Raw genomic sequence first — 18,137 nt, 5'->3', positions numbered from 1 at the left:
TTCGCTGGACGACTTGAGAGTGCCACCCGGGAACCGGCTCGAGAAACTGAAGGCTGGACGTGCCGGCCAGTACAGCATTCGTGTGAATAACCAATGGCGCGTTTGGTTCGGGTGGAAAGATGGGGACGCCCATGACGTTGAGATTGTCGACTATCACCAGGAATCGCTTTATGACACGACGAAAGCTTGCCCCGGTTCACCCAGGTGAAATCCTGCTTCACGACTTCCTCGAGCCGATGGGAGTATCGCAGTATCGAGTGGCTCAGGACATCAGTGTTCCGGCGCGCCGCATCAACGAGATTGTTTATGGCACCCGACGAATTACAGCCGATACTGCGCTGCGCCTGTCGCGCTACTTCGGTACCACTGAGCGATTTTGGCTCAACCTCCAGTCTCGGTTTGACCTCGAAGAGCAAAAGGACGTTCTGGGCAATCGTCTGGCAAAGGAAGTAACGGTTCTTCGCGCTGCCAGCTAAACACGTTGATGCCGACGAGCGGTCCCGGGTTGCTCGCTTCGCTCGCGAATTATACGGTCGGGTCGCGGCATATCGACAGGCGTTTAGCCCGCTCGGACGTCTCTTAGATGCTGATCCCTCGTCCCATGTTCGTGCATGCATTAACAATCGTTCACGCGCTCGGCGCATTGGCATGTTTCACCATGGCGATTGGAAGTGCTATCTCAGACCGCTTCCAAGAAGGGCTCGCCGTCTCCGGTGGAAGTGCAATCATGGTCGAGTTCTTCGGCACAGAAACATGGGTCTTTCTTGTCTTTGTAGGCCTTGTGCTAGCAGTCCTCGCTTATGCATCCTGGCAGGTACGTCCCTGGGCGTGGCACATGACTCTTATTGTGTACGGCATCGGCGTGTTGGGGAGCCTTTGGCAAGTCAGTGTGGGCATTCCGCAGGGCTGGTTTGCGGCCGCAGTCAATGGAGCTGTCTTCGCATACGCAGCAACCCCAAAGGTACGACATGCCTACCGCTAGGGACGAATGAGGCGGTCTGTCGTCTGGAACCCCAGCTCGCGCGGGGTCAGGCTTTCGAGATTCTTGGCGGACGCAAACAACTGGAAGACTTAAGCGAGCGGCCGTTCGACCCGACTGTTCGCTCGATGAGATATTCTTTCATTCTTGCGCGGTAAATCTGGAAGCGATTGCCAATGCGGTCCTGTAGGGCTGAGGATCATCCCGGTTGGTGAGAATCACAACAGTGACACGTTGGGCAGGAAGGCGCACGATGACATTTCGGAAGCCTGAGGTCTCGCCTGAGTGCCATACGGTGCCACCGGTAATACGCCAGCCATACCCGTACTGTACCTCAGCTTCATCAGTAGTGGTGTGCGGCGTGAGCGCCAACCGGCGTGATTCGTCAGACAGCAGTCTCGAGTCGTACCAGGCTGCATCCCATTTCGCCATGTCATCGATTGAAGAATAAATGCCTCCATCGCCAAGCACGGCACTGGTGGTGCTTTGATCTTTCCGTATCCACCCGGCAGGCTGCTTTGTGTATCCATAAGCTCGTGCCGTTACTACGGATTTACCTTCTGCGTGCGCCACAGTCTCAGTCATTCGGAGCGGCATGAAAATGCGCTGCCTCAGGAATGTGCCGAAGCTCATTCCCGATGCTTTTTCGACGATGAGTGCGAGAAGCGCATAGCCACTGTTGCTATACCTGTAGCTCGACCCGGGTGTGAAATAAGTGGTGTCCTGCCGCCCGAGCAGCGCCAGAACGTCCTCGTCATGCATCTGGCGAGTGTCGCCGGCGACCATCACGTCCTCATAGTCCACCAGACCCGCAGTGTGGGTGAGCAAGTGCCGAATCGTCACCGGCTCTGCCGCGCCTGGCAGCGAAGGCAGCCAGCGGTTCACCTTGTCGTCGAGCGTCAACTTTCTGTCCTCGGCGAGCAACAGAATTGCCGCAGCAGTGAACGGTTTCGTCACTGATGCAAGCCGGTAGTTCGTCGCCGGCGTGGCCTTGATGCCCGCTTCTATGTCGGCCATTCCCCATGCGCGTCTGACGACGGCATGGCCATCATGAACGATAAGCAGCGATGCTCCAGGGACAGCGCCATTGTATTCGCGCATCAACGTGTCGATTTCGGCAGTCATGGGATGACCTCCAGTTGCGCAGCCGGATAGAATCCCAAGCAGCGCTCCGCCTACGCAGGTAGTGAAAAACATGATCCAGTTTGCATGCTGCCGACGCGGGTGCCGAGTGGATGAAACGCCATTACCGATCTCACCGTAAGATTGTTCTATGCAGGAACAGAATGCTCCTGCTCAGGCACCAGCTTCAAGCACCCTCAGCACCGTCGGCTCAGCTACCGGCCGCGCCGGGACGCGCGACTGTTACAGTAACCAATCCTGATGGAACCGCCCAGACGCTTGCGATGCCACTTCGGAAACAGGACGTCGCAGACCTCCAGTCGCGGTGTTTGGAGCAGGCGGCGACGCTCGGTTTTCCTAATGAAAGCTGCCATAATGTCGTGATTGCAGGCGTTCTGAAGGGAACGGTGGTAGTCATGTTCGCGAACGCAGTGCCCAAGGCACTCACGCCACTCGTATAGACTCGGTGCGATCCGGCAGCCGAGCAGGCGATGCGCCGCTTTACAGGTTGGAGTCTTACCCTTGGCGGCGTGGCGTACGCAGCGGTGTGGATGACGGCACCGATCGAGCATGCGAATGCGCTATTGGGTGGCTAAGGGACTGTTCGTCGGAGGTGTGAAGCTCCCGCGGGCATTGGCGGAGCTGGGATTGATTGATGAGTATGAGTTCGTGGTGCAGCCTAGGCTTGCGGGCCATGGGCCAACGTTGTTCAAGGGGCTATCGAAGCATGTCGACCTGAAGCTCGTGAGCCGGCTGGAGTTCGGCTCACGCGCGGTCGCGATGCGGTATAAGCCGCGATCGGTCCGGCTGGTGCAACAGGCGCTGCGGGCGTTCAAGGACCTATCGGTGCAACTGGAGCAACTGGAGCGACTGGATCGGCAGGTGCGATTGGTGCGACAGGAGCTGCCGGTGTTCAAGGACCTATCGGTGCAACCGGAGTAGCCGGCTCTACTGGAGCGGCGGGTGCGACTGGCGCGACTGGACCCATCGGCGCGACCGGCGCAAAGGGTGACCCGGGCGGCACGGGGCCCGCTGGGGCTGTCGGTCCCGCTGGTGCAACTGGAGTCGCCGGACCAACTGGCTCGACGGGCGTAAAGGGTGACCCAGGCGACACCGGACCCGCTGGGGCTCTCGGCCCCGCCGGTCCCACAGGCGCCGCTGGAGCAACCGGCGCCATTGGTCCTGCTGGCGCAACCGGACCTGCCGGCGCAACGGGAGCGGCCGGCACCGCGGGCACGAATGGCACCAACGGCACGTCGGTGACCAGCGCGGCGCTCGCCGTTGGCGATGCAACCTGCTCCACCGGCGGATCACAGTTCGTTGCCGTGACCGGAACCACCTTCGCCTGCAACGGCGCAGCAGGACCAACCGGACCCCAGGGGCCGGCTGGGACCGGGGCCACTTCAGGCACCAGCAGCAACACCCCCAATACCCTCATCGAGCGCGGTGCGTCCGGCGAGTTCTCGGCCGGTGCCGTTACTGCCACCCGGCTTTCCGTGACGGGCAACGCAAACCTCGGCGCGAGCTCCGTCGCGAGCGGCCTGCGCTCTTTCGCCATGGGCGAGGATGCACAGGCAACTGGCGATGATGCCGTAGCCATCGGTCTGAGTGCACGTGCAATGGGTCTTGGATCCGTAGTGATTGGGTCTTCTAATGCCCTTGGGCAGTATGCGTTTGCAATGGGGTTGCAGAGCAGTGCTCGCTCTAATTTCTCTGTCGCTATTGGCAAGAACGCTCGCGCTCAGCGCCAGGGCGCCGTAGTGATCGGAGACGCATGTGCCAGTTTCTCTTCTGACTCGGTGTACGCTACCGCCAACAACCAGTTCGTCGTGCGCGGCTGTGGTGGACTTAAGATGTATACGTCTCAGAACCTCTCATCGGGGGTCGAAGTCGCTCCTGGCGGTTCATCGTGGAGTTCTGTCTCTGACCGAAACCGTAAAGAGCTGTTCTCGCCCACCGACGGCGAGTACGTCCTCGGCCAACTGCGCGACATTCCGGTGTCAAGCTGGAACTACAAGACCCAGGAACGCTCGATCCGCCACATGGGACCGATGGCCCAGGATTTTCACGCCGCGTTCGGACTGGGTGAGAGTAACCTGCTCATCAATTCAGTTGACATCGACGGCGTAATGATGGCCGCCGCGCAGGCGCTGGAAGAGCGGACGACCGCGTTGCGCGAGGAGAACTCCATGCTTCGCAAGGATATTGTGGAGCTGAAGGATCGGCAGGCCGAAACCGAACGAAAGCTCGCCGAGCTCACTGCGCGAGTGGGAAAAATTGAAGGCGCGATTCAGGCTCCGAAGCCCTGACGTCGCAAGCGGTACCACGGATAGGACGGGGCGGGCCGAGTACGGCCCGCCCCGTTGCGTTAGATGCTTTCGCTTACCCGGAGACTGGCGATGCAGAACGGGAATCGGTCGTCTACCCCATCGCGGATGATCCTTCGCAGAACGTCTTAACGAATGGGGACGAGAACCTCTGTGATGAGTTCGGCCGGCGACGTTCGCTACGGCGGCGTGAGATAAATCTCGACGCACGGTGCCTTGCGCATCGATCGTCCCTCGCGAGGCATGAAGTCAAGCGCGAGCCACGCGTACGTCTCGGCGAGGCGCTTGAACGAGCCGCGATGGACAGCGGTGGCGTACTCGCCGCCACAAACCTCAGTCACGCCAACGTCGCTTTGCCGCGAACATTCGCAGTGACCTCGATGCAACAGTCGAAGCGGAGCTGCGCGGTCGGCGTGATGCCCGGATCGTCGTGCGCGAGGCCGAGGAACAGCGGCTCGATGTTCGAAGCGCGCGCTGCGGCGCAGATGGCGAGCCGTTCAAACACCGGGCGTACCTGATCATATGGGCCGACGTGCCGGACGAACGCAACGCGCAGCGGCGCAACTGTCTCGACGCGACCCACTGGCCTTCGTTGTTCGACGACAGGTCCGGCCCAGCGTCCACGCTCGCGTTCGCGAAACACACCTGGCGCGCAGCCGAAGCGTTCGCCGGCGGCAGGCGGCACGGTGTTCCGCGTCGATCCGGGCGACGGGTCGACGTGATACGTGGGCGGACATCAACCCGCAGGATCCGGCGGGAATCATGAATCTGAATCTCAGCACGCTCGTCACGACGCCGGACGGTCGCGGCTACGGCTATTCATGGCACCGCGCCATGAGCGACCTCTATCTGGTCGAGGGTTGGGTGTGTGTTCGATGCAGCAAGCCTCCATCCCCCGGTGGTCACTCTGCAAGTATTAAATTCGCCTCCATGAACCCTATTGAGCTTCTGTCCAGCCGCCGGTCGATTCGCGAATTCAGTACGCGCGAGGTAACTCGCGCCGAGATCGAGACTCTCCTCGAACATGCGGTGACGGTCCCGAATCATCGCCTCACGCAACCCTGGAGATTCTTCGTCCTCGGCCCCGCTGCACGACGGGCTTTCGGATTGGCGCTTGGCGCGCGGAAGGCGCGCAAGGTCGACGATCCCGCCGCCGCCGAGCAGCTCCGTCAGAAGGTGGCGGAGGAGCACGCGGCGCTGCCACTGATGATCGCTGTCGCCATCGCTCAGAATGAGAATCCCGAGATTCGCGAGGAGGACTATGCCACCGGCATGATGGCGGTGCAGAACATCTCGCTCGCCGCGGTCGCGCTCGGACTGGGCACACACATCAAGACAGGCGCGGTCATGGACGATCCTGCGGCGCGGACCGCGATCGGAGTCGCCGATGGAGATCGCATCATCGCAACTGTAAACGTCGGAGAGCCGGCAACGATGCCCTCGGCGAAACCGCGGCGATCAGCGGGCGACGTTACCAGGTGGGTTCCCTGACATTTCTTCCTCTATCGGTTCGATAATGTCGTCCTCCTCGCAGTCGAGGAGGCTGTACGGATCGATGCCGCCCCGCGCGGCCGCTGTGACAAAACCACCGTGATCGTCTGCGTGCCGAAGCGGATGCGGTGCTGCAACACGCTTCCCTAATTGAGCCAGGAGAGATGGCAAGCAAGCGTCCTACTACGATCGCCGAATATATCCGTGCCGCCCCACGCGACGGCCAGGCGCATTTGCGCCGGCTGTACGCGATTCTCAAGAGCGTCGCGCCGGAGGCCCAGGAGGCGATCAAGTGGGGAACGCCCTTCTTCGTGGAGCCCCGATTCCTGTTCGCTTTCTCCGCGCACAAAGCACACCTCAGCTTCGCGCCGACAGCGGCTGCGTTGGCGGCGTTCCGCGAGGAGCTGGAAAATCATAAAACTACCAAGGGCACCCTTCAGATTCCCTACAACAACTCCCTGCCGGAGGATCTGGTTCGCAGAATCGCTGAGTACTGTCTACGGGATGTGCGTGACCGCAAAGACACCGCCTTCTGGTAAACCGCCAGGCGTGAGACATTGCATAGGTAGGCGTTCACTCTGGGCGCTGCTCGTAGTCGCAAGCCTCATCAGTGGATGTCGCCGTGCGGTTGCTCCGCTCATCGTGCCGCAGCAGGCGGCCGTCGCGCTCACAGGGGGCTCCAATACGAGCATGATCTATCTCGCCCGCACCACTCAGGGTGTGCTCGCAATTGATCTGGGATGGTGGGGGTATCGCCAGGCACTTGGCCGCGCCCTCGGGTCGTTGGGCGCCACCGCTCCTGATGTTCGATGGGTGTTCCTTACCCATAGCCATCGCGATCATATCGCTGCGTGGCCGGCCTTCAAGGGCGCCCGATTCTACGTCGGCGGGCCGGAGCAGTCGCTCCTCCTCGGCGCCACCATTCACCGGGGCCGGATCCCGCGCTGGACCGAGCGCCTCAAGGCGAGCCGCGTGCCGCGACCGGGCGAGATCGACGTACACACCCTCACCCAGGACACGATCGTTGTCATCGGCGCTGACACCGTACGCGCCTTTCTTGTAGCGGGGCACACACCCGGCAGCGTGGTTTACCTGTTTCGGGGGGTGCTCTTTCTCGGCGACGCTGTGACTTACTCACGACGGGGTGGCTTCGCCCCCGCAAAGCGGGGCTTCTCGGACGACCCCCGCGCAGGCGCGGAGAACCTGTCACGGCTGTGGGTACGTCTCCCGCCCGGCGGGGTCCGTTACGCCTGCACCGCCCACGCGCGTTGCGCGCCGTTCACCCCGCGCTTCCTTTCAGATGTCGCTCAATGAGATGGCAACGGCGTGGTCGTTTTGCGCCACGCTGCCCCACGACCTGTGACGCCCCCCCTTCCCGGCCACGATGAAGCCCTTCGAGCGACTCGGAGAAGCACGGACCCCGAATGGGACGCTGATTACGCTGTATCGGCACGACGGCGCATATCTCATCCGCGCCGACGGCGTGGAGCTCATGTCCACCCGGCGACATCACTCTGAGGAGCGGCTTGCGGAAGTCGCCTGCGCTCCGCTTCGGGACGCCCCGGGGATTCGCGTACTGATCGGAGGGCTCGGCTTGGGATTCACACTCCGCGCCGCGCTCCTGCAGTTGCGCGCTGACGCCGAAGTTGTCGTTGCGGAACTCGTGCCCGAGGTGGTCGCGTGGAACGCTGACCCGCGATATGGCCTGTCCGTCGAAGCGATGGGCGATCCGCGTGTCCGCGTGGTGCATGACGATGTGACCAACGTGATCCGGGCAAACCCTGGCGGCTTCGACGCAATCATGCTCGATACCGACAATGGGTCCGACGGAATGCTCATGTCCGAGAACGCGCGGCTCTACGCCAGGCGCGGCATATTGGACACCATGGCCGCGCTGCGCGCTGGTGGGTCGGTGGTGTACTGGTCCGTCGGTGAAGACCCGAAGTTCGCTAAAGCTTTGCGCGCCTCTGGGCTCGACGTTAGCGCGCTGCGCGTCCGGGCGCACGACACGACAGGCCCCATGCACACCCTCTACGTAGCGACGCCGCATGGGTAATGCACCGAAGCACGGCCGCTAAACGGGGCGCTGCACATCGGCACTACGTTCGGAATCAAGCGCTAACGACCGTCTCCCCTGCGCGGCCGGGTGAGCACGCGCCCCGCCCGCACGCCTGTGGCTTTCCCGCGCTCCACCGCGCTCTTTCCGTTTACAATCACAGTCTCGATGCCCACCGGATACTGATGCGGCTCAGTGAACGTCGCCTGATCCCGCACTGAAGCAGCGTCGAAGATCACGACATCAGCAAACGCGCCTTCACGAAGAACGCCGCGATCACGCAGTCCCAACCCCTTCGCAGGCATGCCAGTCATCTTGTAGACTGCGGTCTCGAGCGGCATGAGCTTCTGCACGCGCACATATTCGCCCAGTACCCGCGGAAAAGTGCCATAAGCGCGCGGATGCGGATGACCTTCTCCAGGTTGTGACAACCGCCCATCCGACGCAATCATCGTATGCGGACTCGTCATGATGCGGCGCACGTCGCCTTCATCCAGCACATGGTAGATCGCGTTCGCCCCTCCCTTGCTCATTGCCTCGAGCACCAGCGCCGCGCCGGTCTCCGGCGTCGGCGCCATGCCGCGCCGCGCCGCCCAGTAGGCGAGCGTCTTACCTTCGAGCGTCTTGTCCCACGTGACGCGCGAGAACTGCACCCGCGCAAGGTCGCCGCCCCCGCGATCGGTAAGAATGTTCTGGACGATGCCACGCACGATGCTGTCCTTCATCGCCGGCACGGCTAGTCGCTTCTCGAACTCCGCGTTACCGCCGGCCATCGCCCAGGATGGAATCAGAACACCGATGCCCGTGTGAGTCGCCGTGTACGGATACTGGTCGATCAACACATCAGTCCCTGCGCGACGCGCACTGTCGACCATCGCAAGAGTCAGCACACTCTTGCCCCACATCGTCCGGCCAACCGCCTTGTGATGAGTCAGCACCACGGGAATGCGAGCGCGGCGACCAATCTCGAGCGCCTCGCCGACACCCTCGAGGAGACCGATACCCTCTTTGCGCAGATGTGACGTGTAAATGCCGCCGGAGTCTGCAGCGACCCTGGACAGCGCGACGACCTCATCGATAGTCGAATACGTGCCCGGCAGGTACAACAAACCGGTAGATAACCCGAACGCTCCATCGCGCATCGCCGAAGCAAGCAGTGCTTTCATGCGCGCGAGCTGATCCAGGGTTGGAGCCTTGTCGCTCATCCCCATCACGTTCCGACGGATGTCGTTGTGACCAGCGAGATATGCGACGTTGATACCCACGGTCAGCGCACGCACTGAATCCATGAAAGGCGCAAGCGGCAATGGTGATCCGCCGTCAGGACCACCAAGACCGGTAGTCACGCCCTGTCGCAGCGCACTCTCGGCCAGCGGCAGCTGCAGCAGGGGTTCGAGATGCGCGTGCATGTCGATGAATCCGGGCGTTACGGTCTTTCCGGTTGCATCGATGACCCGCGCCGCCTGGCTGCGAGGGATACGCTTGGCGGACAGGGCAGTAATGCGATCACCCTTGATACCGATGTCCGCGTGCCGGGCGGGCGATCCGGTTCCGTCGATGATGGACCCGCCGGTTATCAGCACGTCATACCGCCGCGACGGCTGTACCGGTGTCTGAGCATCGAGACCAGACGCATTGAACTGAGAAGCAGCCAATGCAGCCAGTACCGCCAGCAGGATCGGCGAACGGAATGTCGGGACCATTGGTTTCGTGATCGACACAGGCGTGGTGTTAAATCCAGATTGGATGGAGCATGCTACTATATAGGTAGGCTACTATTTAGGTAGTGCATACGCCCAAAATACTCGCTCTCTCTAACTTCGCCATCTGCACACGCGCGCACTGCGACCGCTGAGACCTTTGAGAGGTCTCCCACATCCTGACAGGGAGTTGCCTCACATGCGTCCACTCCATCGCTGCGTCGTCGCAACTGGCTTGCTGGCTGGGCGGCCGGGGAGCCTCGGTTCGTATTTCTCGGCGCGCGCGCGTTGGGCAGACAACATTTCATTGCTGCACATGAAGTTACGTAGATCTCGCTTCGGAATATCACGTGTGATTGTTGCGACCTTGTGCGTCTCCTCCTGCAGGCTGATAACGGGGGGCAGCGAAGCCGAGCCCGGTTTGATCATCTTCTATCGCGATACTGCGAGCATCTCTGCCCCTGATACAGTGGCGGCAAATTCCCGTTTTGAGGTGCGGTTTCCAACCTACGCGGGTGGGTGTACGCGTCACATCGTGCGCACCGAAGTTACGATCCGCGACCACCTGGTGGAGATCCGTCCCTATAACCGCAACTCTGGTGGCGACGTTTGCACCTCAGATCTGTTGATCCTCGAGCACCGCGCTGAGACGTATTTCTCAGTCGCTGGCACGTCCATCATCAGAGTAGTTGGCGAGCAACGCGGCGGATCGAGTGGGTCTCGCAATTCCGCTGCTCAGCTCGAAAGACGCATTGTGGTTCGCTAGGTCTGATACCCTCGGTGCGTCTGATCGCGGCTGAACTCTTGCCGTTTGGGCAGCTCGAGACGCATGTGCCCTTCATGGCCGACCACACAACCTGGATTCCATGGGCGGAGTGAGCATTGAATTCCGGGCTACCACTCGGAATGATGGCGGCTTGGAAGTCGTCTACTACTTTGAGTACGACTCGAACCGCCTCGAGACGTCGCTAACCGCCGCCGTCGCCTGGCGAGGTTGTGGCGCCACTTCAGCCGGTTGGCGCGGAACCCTGCGGAGCTGGCAATATCGCGTCGGGATTGATCCGCTCCACCGTCGATTCTGGATTCGTGATAGGGGCTGGTGGATTGGGAGCGCGGGCCCGAACGGTGAACATGAGACGTTGTTCAACCCACAACGACGGGTCATCCGAGTCCTCGGTCGTGTTTATGATTTTCCGCCGAAGGGCACGACCCTGGTCTTGCTTGCCGACGAAGGCACCTCGCCGGCGAATGTGCAACACAAACTACTCGAGGCGCCGATTGCGTCTGGCGATATGATGCAGCCCCTTTATGTGTCACACGATGGCGATCACATCCAACGCGGCCATTCCGAATTTGATGTGTGGAGGGATGTCTTGCGAGGCGATCCAGAAATTGCAGCGTTTATGGAGATGGCGTCGGAGACCTGACTGCGGTCGGCGCACCGTCTTCTCCGATACCCTGACGCTCGCTGAAGCTGACAGCGATTCAGTGAAGCTCGCGACCCCTCGATTCGGCTCAGAAGCTAAGGGCACGCTCGCGGTCTGGCGGCAAGCGTGGCGCTGAAAGCGGCGGTGAAGCAGGCAGGGGGTTCACCCCAGACGGAAACTTTGGGCTGCACCCGTCTGTAGTGGAATGTGTTCCTGCCGGCTACGCTCGGCGCGTGCCGGCATGCCGGCAATTCGTCGGCAGTATTGCTCCCTCGAAAAGTCAGGAGAATCATTGTGAAATCATTCCTTGTGCGCGCGTCCGTTGTGGTGGCGCTTGCCTGTTCCTCGGTTCCTCTTCTTGGCACTGAACAGGCGCGCGCCACCCGCGCAATCCCTGTCCAGCCCCAGGTTCTGATCCTCGGCACGTACCACATGGGGGGGAGCGCCGACTACATTCAGCTGTCCGCCGACGATGTGCTCTCACCTCGGCGCCAGCGTGAAATTGGTGTTCTGGTAGACGCCCTCGCCGCCTTCCGTCCGACCAAGATCATGGTGGAAGCGCCCCTCACTCGTGACTCGGCGCTCAACATGCGCTATCGGCAGTACGCCGCCGACCAGGACACATTGCGACCAAACGAAATTGATCAGATCGGGTTTCGCCTCGCGAAGCGGTTGGGGCATGGCCGGGTGTACGCCATCGACTTCCCGCAGGACGAGGACATCCGGCGCGTGGTGGGGTGGGCTGCCCGGAATGGCGACACCGGGTTCGTCAACTCGGTCAAGCGTTTCGGGGCACGGATGCAGGCGAGAGGCGACAGCCTCTCCAGGTTTACAGTTACCGAGTACCTGCGTCGGTTGAACAGCCCCGCTGAGGATGCACTGGGGCAGAGCGCGTATCTGGGAATGGCGCGAGTCGGACGCGACACTGCGTACGTCGGCGCCGACGTGGTAGCGGGCCGCTACGCACGGAACCTGAAGATCTTCGCTAACCTGTCTCGCCTGACCGAGCCCGGCGACCGCGTGCTGGTCATCTACGGCGCCAGTCACGGCAAGCTGCTGAGGGACTTCGTCCGCGAGTCGCCAGACCTTGAACTGGTCAGCACGGAACGGTACCTGGCACCTCGAGGGGCTGTGCGCGAGCGCAGATAGTGTCTGCACACTCGCCGTCATTATCTCTACCGGTTTATTTTTCGTCCCCATTTTGAGGGAAACGATAATGACCCGCGGTGCAGGCCTCAGCGGAGCTCAGATGACGACAGAAGTGCATCAGTGGGCGAGCTCGAACTGGCTGAGGATGGCGGCGGTTCGTCGGCTGAGTGGCGGAGTGGCTTTTCCGTGGGGCATGCTATTATCATAGGAAGCTCGCCCCCACTGACTTCGCCATCTGCACACGCACCTCGGCAATCCGTTTGGTTCGCTCCAGCCTGGCGCAATGCGTTAGGTAGCCAGTCCTTCCGCCGACAAACCTCTATGCCGTCTCAAAGAATGCGGTCTGCCCTCGTATTGGCACTCGTTGGTCTAACGAGCTGCAATAACCCGTTCGCAGGCGGCTACTCCTGCGCCACTGTCAGAACTCCGGCCATCGTTGTCGAGATTCGAGACGGCCGCACTGGTGCGCCGTTGGCAAACGCTGCCAGAGGCGCCGTTCATGACGGAGCCTACATCGATTCGCTGAGGCCATATGAAGGCAGTGGCCCCGGCCCTGCCAATCTCGTCTCGCGGCGCGCAGCGGACGAGCGTCCCGGTACCTACCGGGTCGAAGTGAATCATCCTGGGTACCGCACCTGGACTGTCGGCGGAGTGCGAGCGGTCTCGGAGCGATGCGGGGTTCGAACGAGTCGCATTTCCGCTTCGCTTGAGCCTTCGCCGTAATAGTAAGACGCGCTACCTGATCAACGTGCAGGTGACAAGAGGGCTGCATCATGGTCAGTGCCTTCACTAATCGCGTTCCGATATCACGGTTCCTTGAGCTCCAGGCTTTGAGGTGAGGCCGCATCACATTCCGCCCTGATGACATGCGGCGCATGCAAACTTGCTCCTGAACATCATCGCCGAGTTGTCCTTCCTGAACTCCGCGACGTTCTGTTCGGCGTCACGTATCCGCTCGTGCAGCGCTGACCGGTACGGCCACTGGGCGTAGCCGTCGGCAGCCGCTGCGAGACGATACACCTTTTTGTGCCGTGCGCCAGTCGCCGCTCTTCGTCACCATGTCGCCCATGTTGAGAAAGAATCCCCGAACGTTGTGCGACGCGATCCAGCTGTTGGTGCAGGAGCGCTTTCGCAGCGGGTCGGTCGCGCTGCGGAGCGCGGCAAGTGCAACCTCGTGAGCGCTGGTCTCGCTGCGGAATATCCGCACAATCCGAATCTGTCGAGCTGGCTCGTGACGCTGAGCTTTGGTGCGCATGTAAGCCCGGCACTGCTTGAATGGTACGACGAGGCCGACGATACGTTGAGCCGGCGTCGATAAATAGCATTCCACCTGGAGCTGACAACATGATTGCGCCGTTGTAATGTCAACCAAAGTGACCCGTCAGTCGCGGACGATCGAGCTCGCCGGCGCCGAAGTGCCTTCGATCCTGTTGCTCCCTCATGCCGCGCACCCTGTCCCCGCTGTACTGCTTCTGCACGCATACAGCTCAACGAAAGAGCGGCTCGCCGACTCGATGGGACGTGCGCTTGCCGCGCGCGGGATAGGGAGCCTTGCCATTGACCTGCCGCTGCACGGTTCACGCGATGATGCAATCATCCACGAAGCACGCACCAACCCGCTCGAGCTTATGCGGCACTGGAAAATGGCTCTTGCCGAAGCCGCGGCTGCCTTGACCTGGCTCGGCGCGCATGATGCGATTGACGCGCAGCACCTGAGTATTGCGGGGTATTCGCTGGGGAGCTACATCGCGTTGCAAACCGCGGCTTCAGATGAGCGTGTCGTGTCGGTAATCGTCGCGGCCGCTGGAGATCTGCCGGCAACGCCGTGGACAGGAATGGTGCGTATGTTCGCAGATCCACTGAGGTCCGCAAGGTTGTTGCAGGGGCGTCCACTGCTCATGCTGCACGGTCGATCCGATCGCACCATTCCATCGCACCAGGCAGAGCGTCTCTACGATGCCGCGACTGAACCCAAGGAGTTGCGCTGGTATAATTCCGGACACCTGCTTCCTGCCGAGGCCGCGGACGATGCAGCTGCCTGGCTGGCGGGCAAATCGGGAGGCATCCGCTGACAATGACGGCAACTTTCTCCTGTCAGGCACGCGCAAGCGATAGTGGAAAGTCTCGCTGGCTTTGCATTTGTTTCACTGGCTCGCAGCAACCCTGCGGCGTTAGGTGCTATCGCCTCGAGAGGCTTGAGACATGCTCAAATTGTCAATTCTTGTTCTGATCGCGGTCTTCTCGAATGGTGGAAGAGGCGAGGAGATTGTGATGCGTGGCCTGAGCCCCGGCGCGTTCAACTCGGGTTGCGCAGCGAGCCCTTGGCCCCCCTGGTGGCACGAGTTGGCGAGCGTCGCGGTTTCCGCGCACCGGGCGACGTTGGCTGAGCATACCACTTCACGGCCAGCGCGTTGAGCTGATCGAGGGCCGGGTTCAAGGCGTGCGCGCGCGGAGTCAGGCTGTACGTGACTTGCGGCGGCACCGTCGGCTCGTAATCCCGCTTCACGAAGCCCTCGGCCTCGAGCAACCGCAGTCGTTCGGCGAGCACTCGAGCGGAAATGCCTTCGATCCGGCGTTTCAGAACGCCGAAGCGCGTGGGTCCTTCAGAACGAAGAACCCAGACGACGTACATGGTCCACGGCCCCGCGAGCGTTCTCAGCAGAGCGTCCATCGGACAGCACCCGCGCCTCAGTTCGCCGTCATGATCTGGGCTCATAGGTAGTTACTCTAACGTACCTACTTACAATACGCAACTAAGTACTTATTGTAAGTAAGTTGATAGAACATACTACAGGAGCCGTTATGCCGAACTTGCTTTTCACTCCCGTGAGCGTAGGTCCGCTCACCCTGCCCAGCCGCATCGTCATGGCGCCGATGACCCGGAGCCGCGCGGCCCGTGAGCACGTGCCGGGTCAGCTTGCCGCCACCTATTACGTCCAGCGCGCCAGCGCCGGTCTGATCGTGACCGAGGCGACACAGGTTTCCCCGGAGGGAGTCGGATACCCCGATACGCCCGGTATCCACACGCACGCGCAGGTCGAAGGCTGGCGTCGCATCACCGACGCGGTACATGTCGCGGGCGGTCGCATCTTCCTCCAGCTGTTCCACGTCGGACGTATCTCGCACCCAGTTTTCCAGCCGTCCGGAGTTCTGCCGGTTGCTCCATCCGCGGTGACACCGGAGGGCCAGAGCTACACTCCCGAGGGGATGAAGTCTTTCGTCGCACCACGCCCGCTCGACCTCGACGAGATCCCGCTCGTCGTCGCGGAGTTCGCGGCAGCCACGCGGCGGGCCCGGCGCGCGGGTTTCGACGGTGTCGAGTTGCACGGCGCGAACGGCTACCTCATCGATCAGTTCCTTCGCGATGGCACCAACAAGCGCGCTGATGCCTACGGCGGCTCCATCGACAACCGCATCCGATTTCTGCTCGAGGTCGTCACCGCGGTGGCCAATGCGTGGGAACCCTCGCGCGTCGGCGTGCGCATCTCTCCCTGGTCTAGCTTCAACAGCATGGCAGACTCGGACCCACGCGCGTTGTTCACGCGGGTCGCGGCGGTGCTTCGTCCCGCCGGGCTGGCCTACCTGCACGTCGTGGAAGACCTGGGCAGCGCTGAGAACCCCGGTGGCGAGCGCCTGACGCCGCGACTGCGCAGGGAGTTCGGCGGGCTTGTCATCGCCAACGGCGGTTACGACGGCGAGCGTGCGGAGGCAGCACTGGCGTCCGGCGAAGCGGACCTCGTCTCCTTCGCTGCAAAGTTTCTGGCGAATCCCGATCTCCCGGAACGGATCCGTCGAAGTCTTCCGCTCAACGTGCCGGACAGCGCGACCTTCTACGGCGGCACCGCGAAGGGATACACGGACTACCCGGTGTGGAACGATTCGCTGGCGGGCGTATGACGTTCCTGCTGAAGACGCTTCAAACGCCCGCGGATCCCGTCGCGCTCATCCTGCGACTCAGCCTCGGTCTCGTGATCTTCCCCCATGGCGCGCAGAAGCTCATCGGATGGTTCGGGGGGCCGGGGCTCGGCGGCACGATCGATGGCATGCAATCACAGTACGGGCTCGCGCCCTCTCTGACGCTGCTTGTCATCGTCGCCGAGTTCTTCGGGCCGCTCGCGCTCGCAGCGGGGTTTCTCACGCGGTTTTCGGCCGCCGCCATCGGCCTCGTCATGCTCGGAGCGATGTTCATGGTGCATCTGCCCTTCGGCTTCTTCATGAACTGGTCCGGTGCGCAGGCCGGGGAAGGCTTCGAGTACCACCTCCTCGCACTTGGCCTCGCGATTGCGCTCGTCATGCGCGGCGGCGGTGCCTGGTCGATGGATCACCATTTGACGCGGGGGCGCCCTGAGTCTTGAGAAGGACACTTTCCAGCGCCTTGCCCTCCTGGGACGCTCCGCTCCCCAGCCATTGCGGCTATTCCCTGATAGCGGAAGCCTCGGAAAGCAGCTTGACGTTCCCGGTCTGAAGCAGCGTCTCGAGCTTCATACGCGTGATCTTCCAGCCCGACGCTTCGCGAGACAGATCGAACACGTAGTGGCCGAGCACTTCCCATTGCTCGCCTCCCGGCACCCCGCGGGCATGATGGAGCGCGCGAACGTGACACCTCGCCCTCGCGATGGACCCATCGATGTGTGCCTCGATGGGTCCGAGTAGGTGCTGTGTTGCGACCTTCTCAAGCGCGCCGCGCCAGCCGGCAATCAGCGCATCCCCGGTCTGTCGCTGCGGAGTGCCGCCAAGCAACGACGTGTAATCCGTCTCCACGTCACGGGCGTAGAGACTTCGGAGCTCGGTCCAGCGCTTTGAATCGATGTGATGGGCTACCGATCCGACGGTTACTCGGACAGCCTCAAGGTCTCTCTGATTATCTGTCATGGCGGATTGTGCTCCCTGGTGCGCGCCAGCCGAGGCGCAGCCGAACATTGTGGACACAAGAGAGGCGACCACGAAGACCGACCATCCTCCCCGCCTGGGCAGCACAATCTTATCCAAAGTCATTACAGTGTCGATTGGAGGTGTTCGATTGCGCTCTGCGCAGCTGACGTCACCGTCTTCGGATTGTCGTAGAAGTCGAACTGAGTGCCCTCGATCCACACGCTATCGTGACGACCGCGAAGGCCGGCCTCGAATTGCCGAGCGCCACCGGGCGTCGCGCTCTGCTCGCTCGTGATGATGCGTATGGGTGCGGCAATGTGTGGCGCAAGCGCGATCGGATCGAACTCCAGCAATTCCTTCCAGGCCATGAGGCCGAAGCGGCCAACCCATTCGGGAATGGCTCCGCGCCGCGGATTCAGGTAGTAGTCGAGTGCGTCACCGGGCAAGAACATCGCGGCGCTCGAGTCGGAATTGCTTGCCGCAGTCACGTATTCGACGACACCCGACTTCGCGTACGTCGCGCGCGCGGCGAGCGCCTCGGAAATTCGTTGCTTCACGGCATCCTCGCCACCGTACATCGTCTGTACGATCTCGGCGTTGTGCAGCCACGGTGCGACCATGGCGACGCTCCTTCTCTGTGGCTCGTCCAGCATGGCCGAGGCCACGTACCCGGAGCTCGCACAGATCGAAACCGCTCCAATGCGTTCAGCATCGACGCCGGGCATGGTGCGCAGGAAGGTGACCGCGTTGCGGATGTCTTCCGACTTCCTGCGGGGCGATTCAACCTCCCGCGGACCGCCTTCGCTTTCGCCGAACCCACCGAAGTCGAACGTCATGGCAACGAAGCCGGCGTCGGCAAGCAGTGGCGCGTACTTCGCCGGCATCTGTTCCTTGACGGTAGTCCACGACCCTGTGACGATTACCGCGGGCGCCGGGCTCCGGGCAGGCCGCCATACTTCTGCGCGCAGCCTTGCGCCCTGGCTGAAGAACTCTGTTTTGTCTGGCATGACGAAG

The 18,137-nt window shown here is 61.9% G+C and carries 25 protein-coding genes; 17 read left to right on the top strand and 8 right to left on the bottom strand.

The annotated features are described in order from the left end of the window. Window positions 1-170: 170 nt before the first annotated feature. Window positions 171-476, top strand: coding sequence for a HigA family addiction module antitoxin (locus tag WKF55_01835; GenBank protein ID MEJ7758311.1), 306 nt, complete (start codon window positions 171-173; stop codon window positions 474-476). A 107-nt stretch (window positions 477-583) separates the two neighbouring features. Beyond that, window positions 584-982, top strand: a complete 399-nt coding sequence (locus WKF55_01830) for a hypothetical protein (protein ID MEJ7758310.1) — start codon at window positions 584-586, stop codon at window positions 980-982. A gap of 138 nt (window positions 983-1,120) precedes the next feature. Here the strand turns inward: WKF55_01830 and WKF55_01825 are convergent, their stop codons facing one another. Continuing rightward, on the bottom strand, window positions 1,121-2,104 hold the full coding sequence (locus tag WKF55_01825) for a serine hydrolase domain-containing protein (GenBank protein MEJ7758309.1): 984 nt from the start codon (window positions 2,102-2,104) through the stop codon (window positions 1,121-1,123). Window positions 2,105-2,385: 281 nt separating this feature from the next. Between WKF55_01825 and WKF55_01820 the strand changes: the two genes are divergently transcribed. From WKF55_01820 to WKF55_01810, 3 genes are all read left to right on the top strand, one after another. Beyond that, the gene (locus tag WKF55_01820) at window positions 2,386-2,562 is read left to right on the top strand and encodes a hypothetical protein (GenBank protein ID MEJ7758308.1); all 177 of its coding nucleotides are present in this window, start codon (window positions 2,386-2,388) and stop codon (window positions 2,560-2,562) included. A gap of 109 nt (window positions 2,563-2,671) precedes the next feature. Beyond that, entirely contained in the window at window positions 2,672-3,043 is a 372-nt protein-coding gene (locus tag WKF55_01815) for a dihydrofolate reductase family protein (GenBank protein MEJ7758307.1), read from the top strand. A gap of 317 nt (window positions 3,044-3,360) precedes the next feature. Further along, on the top strand, window positions 3,361-4,410 hold the full coding sequence (locus WKF55_01810) for a tail fiber domain-containing protein (protein MEJ7758306.1): 1,050 nt from the start codon (window positions 3,361-3,363) through the stop codon (window positions 4,408-4,410). Between the two features lie 197 nt (window positions 4,411-4,607). On the opposite strand, the gene WKF55_01805 is transcribed toward WKF55_01810, so the two are convergent. Both WKF55_01805 and WKF55_01800 read right to left on the bottom strand, forming a co-directional pair. Beyond that, window positions 4,608-4,769, bottom strand: coding sequence for a GyrI-like domain-containing protein (locus WKF55_01805; GenBank protein MEJ7758305.1), 162 nt, complete (start codon window positions 4,767-4,769; stop codon window positions 4,608-4,610). Beyond that, window positions 4,766-5,113 carry a GyrI-like domain-containing protein gene (locus tag WKF55_01800; GenBank protein MEJ7758304.1) on the bottom strand — a complete coding sequence of 116 codons (348 nt, stop codon included), beginning with the start codon at window positions 5,111-5,113 and terminating at the stop codon, window positions 4,766-4,768. The genes WKF55_01805 and WKF55_01800 overlap by 4 nt, the downstream gene beginning before the upstream one ends. A 77-nt stretch (window positions 5,114-5,190) precedes the next feature. Between WKF55_01800 and WKF55_01795 the strand changes: the two genes are divergently transcribed. The 4 genes from WKF55_01795 (at window position 5,191) to WKF55_01780 (ending at window position 7,975) form a co-directional block, all read left to right on the top strand. After that, on the top strand, window positions 5,191-5,919 hold the full coding sequence (locus tag WKF55_01795) for a nitroreductase family protein (protein MEJ7758303.1): 729 nt from the start codon (window positions 5,191-5,193) through the stop codon (window positions 5,917-5,919). 128 nt (window positions 5,920-6,047) lie between these two features. After that, window positions 6,048-6,458, top strand: coding sequence for a DUF1801 domain-containing protein (locus WKF55_01790; protein MEJ7758302.1), 411 nt, complete (start codon window positions 6,048-6,050; stop codon window positions 6,456-6,458). 10 nt (window positions 6,459-6,468) lie between these two features. Continuing rightward, window positions 6,469-7,233, top strand: a complete 765-nt coding sequence (locus WKF55_01785) for an MBL fold metallo-hydrolase (GenBank protein ID MEJ7758301.1) — start codon at window positions 6,469-6,471, stop codon at window positions 7,231-7,233. 70 nt (window positions 7,234-7,303) lie between these two features. Then, window positions 7,304-7,975, top strand: coding sequence for a hypothetical protein (locus WKF55_01780; GenBank protein MEJ7758300.1), 672 nt, complete (start codon window positions 7,304-7,306; stop codon window positions 7,973-7,975). Window positions 7,976-8,037: 62 nt separating this feature from the next. Here the strand turns inward: WKF55_01780 and WKF55_01775 are convergent, their stop codons facing one another. Beyond that, window positions 8,038-9,678: a D-aminoacylase gene (locus WKF55_01775; protein MEJ7758299.1), complete on the bottom strand. Its 1,641-nt coding sequence runs from the start codon at window positions 9,676-9,678 to the stop codon at window positions 8,038-8,040. A 313-nt stretch (window positions 9,679-9,991) separates the two neighbouring features. Between WKF55_01775 and WKF55_01770 the strand changes: the two genes are divergently transcribed. The 4 genes from WKF55_01770 to WKF55_01755 all read left to right on the top strand — a co-directional run bounded on the left by WKF55_01770 (window position 9,992) and on the right by WKF55_01755 (window position 12,974). Then, entirely contained in the window at window positions 9,992-10,441 is a 450-nt protein-coding gene (locus WKF55_01770) for a hypothetical protein (GenBank protein MEJ7758298.1), read from the top strand. A 151-nt stretch (window positions 10,442-10,592) separates the two neighbouring features. Then, window positions 10,593-11,102 (top strand): hypothetical protein, encoded by a 510-nt coding sequence (locus WKF55_01765; GenBank protein MEJ7758297.1) that lies wholly within the window; start codon window positions 10,593-10,595, stop codon window positions 11,100-11,102. A gap of 294 nt (window positions 11,103-11,396) precedes the next feature. Further along, window positions 11,397-12,251, top strand: coding sequence for a DUF5694 domain-containing protein (locus WKF55_01760; protein ID MEJ7758296.1), 855 nt, complete (start codon window positions 11,397-11,399; stop codon window positions 12,249-12,251). A 336-nt stretch (window positions 12,252-12,587) separates the two neighbouring features. Continuing rightward, complete coding sequence (locus WKF55_01755; GenBank protein ID MEJ7758295.1) at window positions 12,588-12,974, top strand: hypothetical protein; 387 nt, start codon at window positions 12,588-12,590, stop codon at window positions 12,972-12,974. 123 nt (window positions 12,975-13,097) lie between these two features. Here the strand turns inward: WKF55_01755 and WKF55_01750 are convergent, their stop codons facing one another. Further along, window positions 13,098-13,271, bottom strand: a complete 174-nt coding sequence (locus tag WKF55_01750) for a hypothetical protein (GenBank protein ID MEJ7758294.1) — start codon at window positions 13,269-13,271, stop codon at window positions 13,098-13,100. Window positions 13,272-13,344: 73 nt separating this feature from the next. Between WKF55_01750 and WKF55_01745 the strand changes: the two genes are divergently transcribed. Both WKF55_01745 and WKF55_01740 read left to right on the top strand, forming a co-directional pair. After that, window positions 13,345-13,569: a hypothetical protein gene (locus WKF55_01745; protein MEJ7758293.1), complete on the top strand. Its 225-nt coding sequence runs from the start codon at window positions 13,345-13,347 to the stop codon at window positions 13,567-13,569. A 43-nt stretch (window positions 13,570-13,612) separates the two neighbouring features. Further along, a complete protein-coding gene (locus WKF55_01740) occupies window positions 13,613-14,323 on the top strand; it encodes an alpha/beta fold hydrolase (protein ID MEJ7758292.1) in 711 nt (236 codons plus the stop codon). Between the two features lie 224 nt (window positions 14,324-14,547). Here WKF55_01740 and WKF55_01735 read toward each other — a convergent pair whose 3' ends face one another. Then, window positions 14,548-14,922 carry a helix-turn-helix domain-containing protein gene (locus WKF55_01735; GenBank protein MEJ7758291.1) on the bottom strand — a complete coding sequence of 125 codons (375 nt, stop codon included), beginning with the start codon at window positions 14,920-14,922 and terminating at the stop codon, window positions 14,548-14,550. A gap of 131 nt (window positions 14,923-15,053) precedes the next feature. Between WKF55_01735 and WKF55_01730 the strand changes: the two genes are divergently transcribed. Together WKF55_01730 and WKF55_01725 are read left to right on the top strand one after the other, a co-directional pair. Then, window positions 15,054-16,148: an alkene reductase gene (locus WKF55_01730; GenBank protein MEJ7758290.1), complete on the top strand. Its 1,095-nt coding sequence runs from the start codon at window positions 15,054-15,056 to the stop codon at window positions 16,146-16,148. Then, the gene (locus tag WKF55_01725) at window positions 16,145-16,606 is read left to right on the top strand and encodes a DoxX family protein (protein ID MEJ7758289.1); all 462 of its coding nucleotides are present in this window, start codon (window positions 16,145-16,147) and stop codon (window positions 16,604-16,606) included. Before WKF55_01730 ends, WKF55_01725 begins: the two co-directional genes overlap by 4 nt. A 58-nt stretch (window positions 16,607-16,664) precedes the next feature. Here the strand turns inward: WKF55_01725 and WKF55_01720 are convergent, their stop codons facing one another. Together WKF55_01720 and WKF55_01715 are read right to left on the bottom strand one after the other, a co-directional pair. Then, a complete protein-coding gene (locus WKF55_01720; GenBank protein MEJ7758288.1) occupies window positions 16,665-17,123 on the bottom strand; it encodes a nuclear transport factor 2 family protein in 459 nt (152 codons plus the stop codon). A 122-nt stretch (window positions 17,124-17,245) separates the two neighbouring features. Beyond that, window positions 17,246-18,130 (bottom strand): CocE/NonD family hydrolase, encoded by an 885-nt coding sequence (locus WKF55_01715; GenBank protein ID MEJ7758287.1) that lies wholly within the window; start codon window positions 18,128-18,130, stop codon window positions 17,246-17,248. Window positions 18,131-18,137: the final 7 nt, after the last annotated feature.

It is taken from the genome of Gemmatimonadaceae bacterium (assembly GCA_037721215.1).
GTDB lineage: Bacteria > Gemmatimonadota > Gemmatimonadetes > Gemmatimonadales > Gemmatimonadaceae > UBA4720.
The sequence above is the reverse complement of the archived record's forward strand: the minus strand, read 5'-3'. Positions and strand labels throughout refer to the sequence as shown.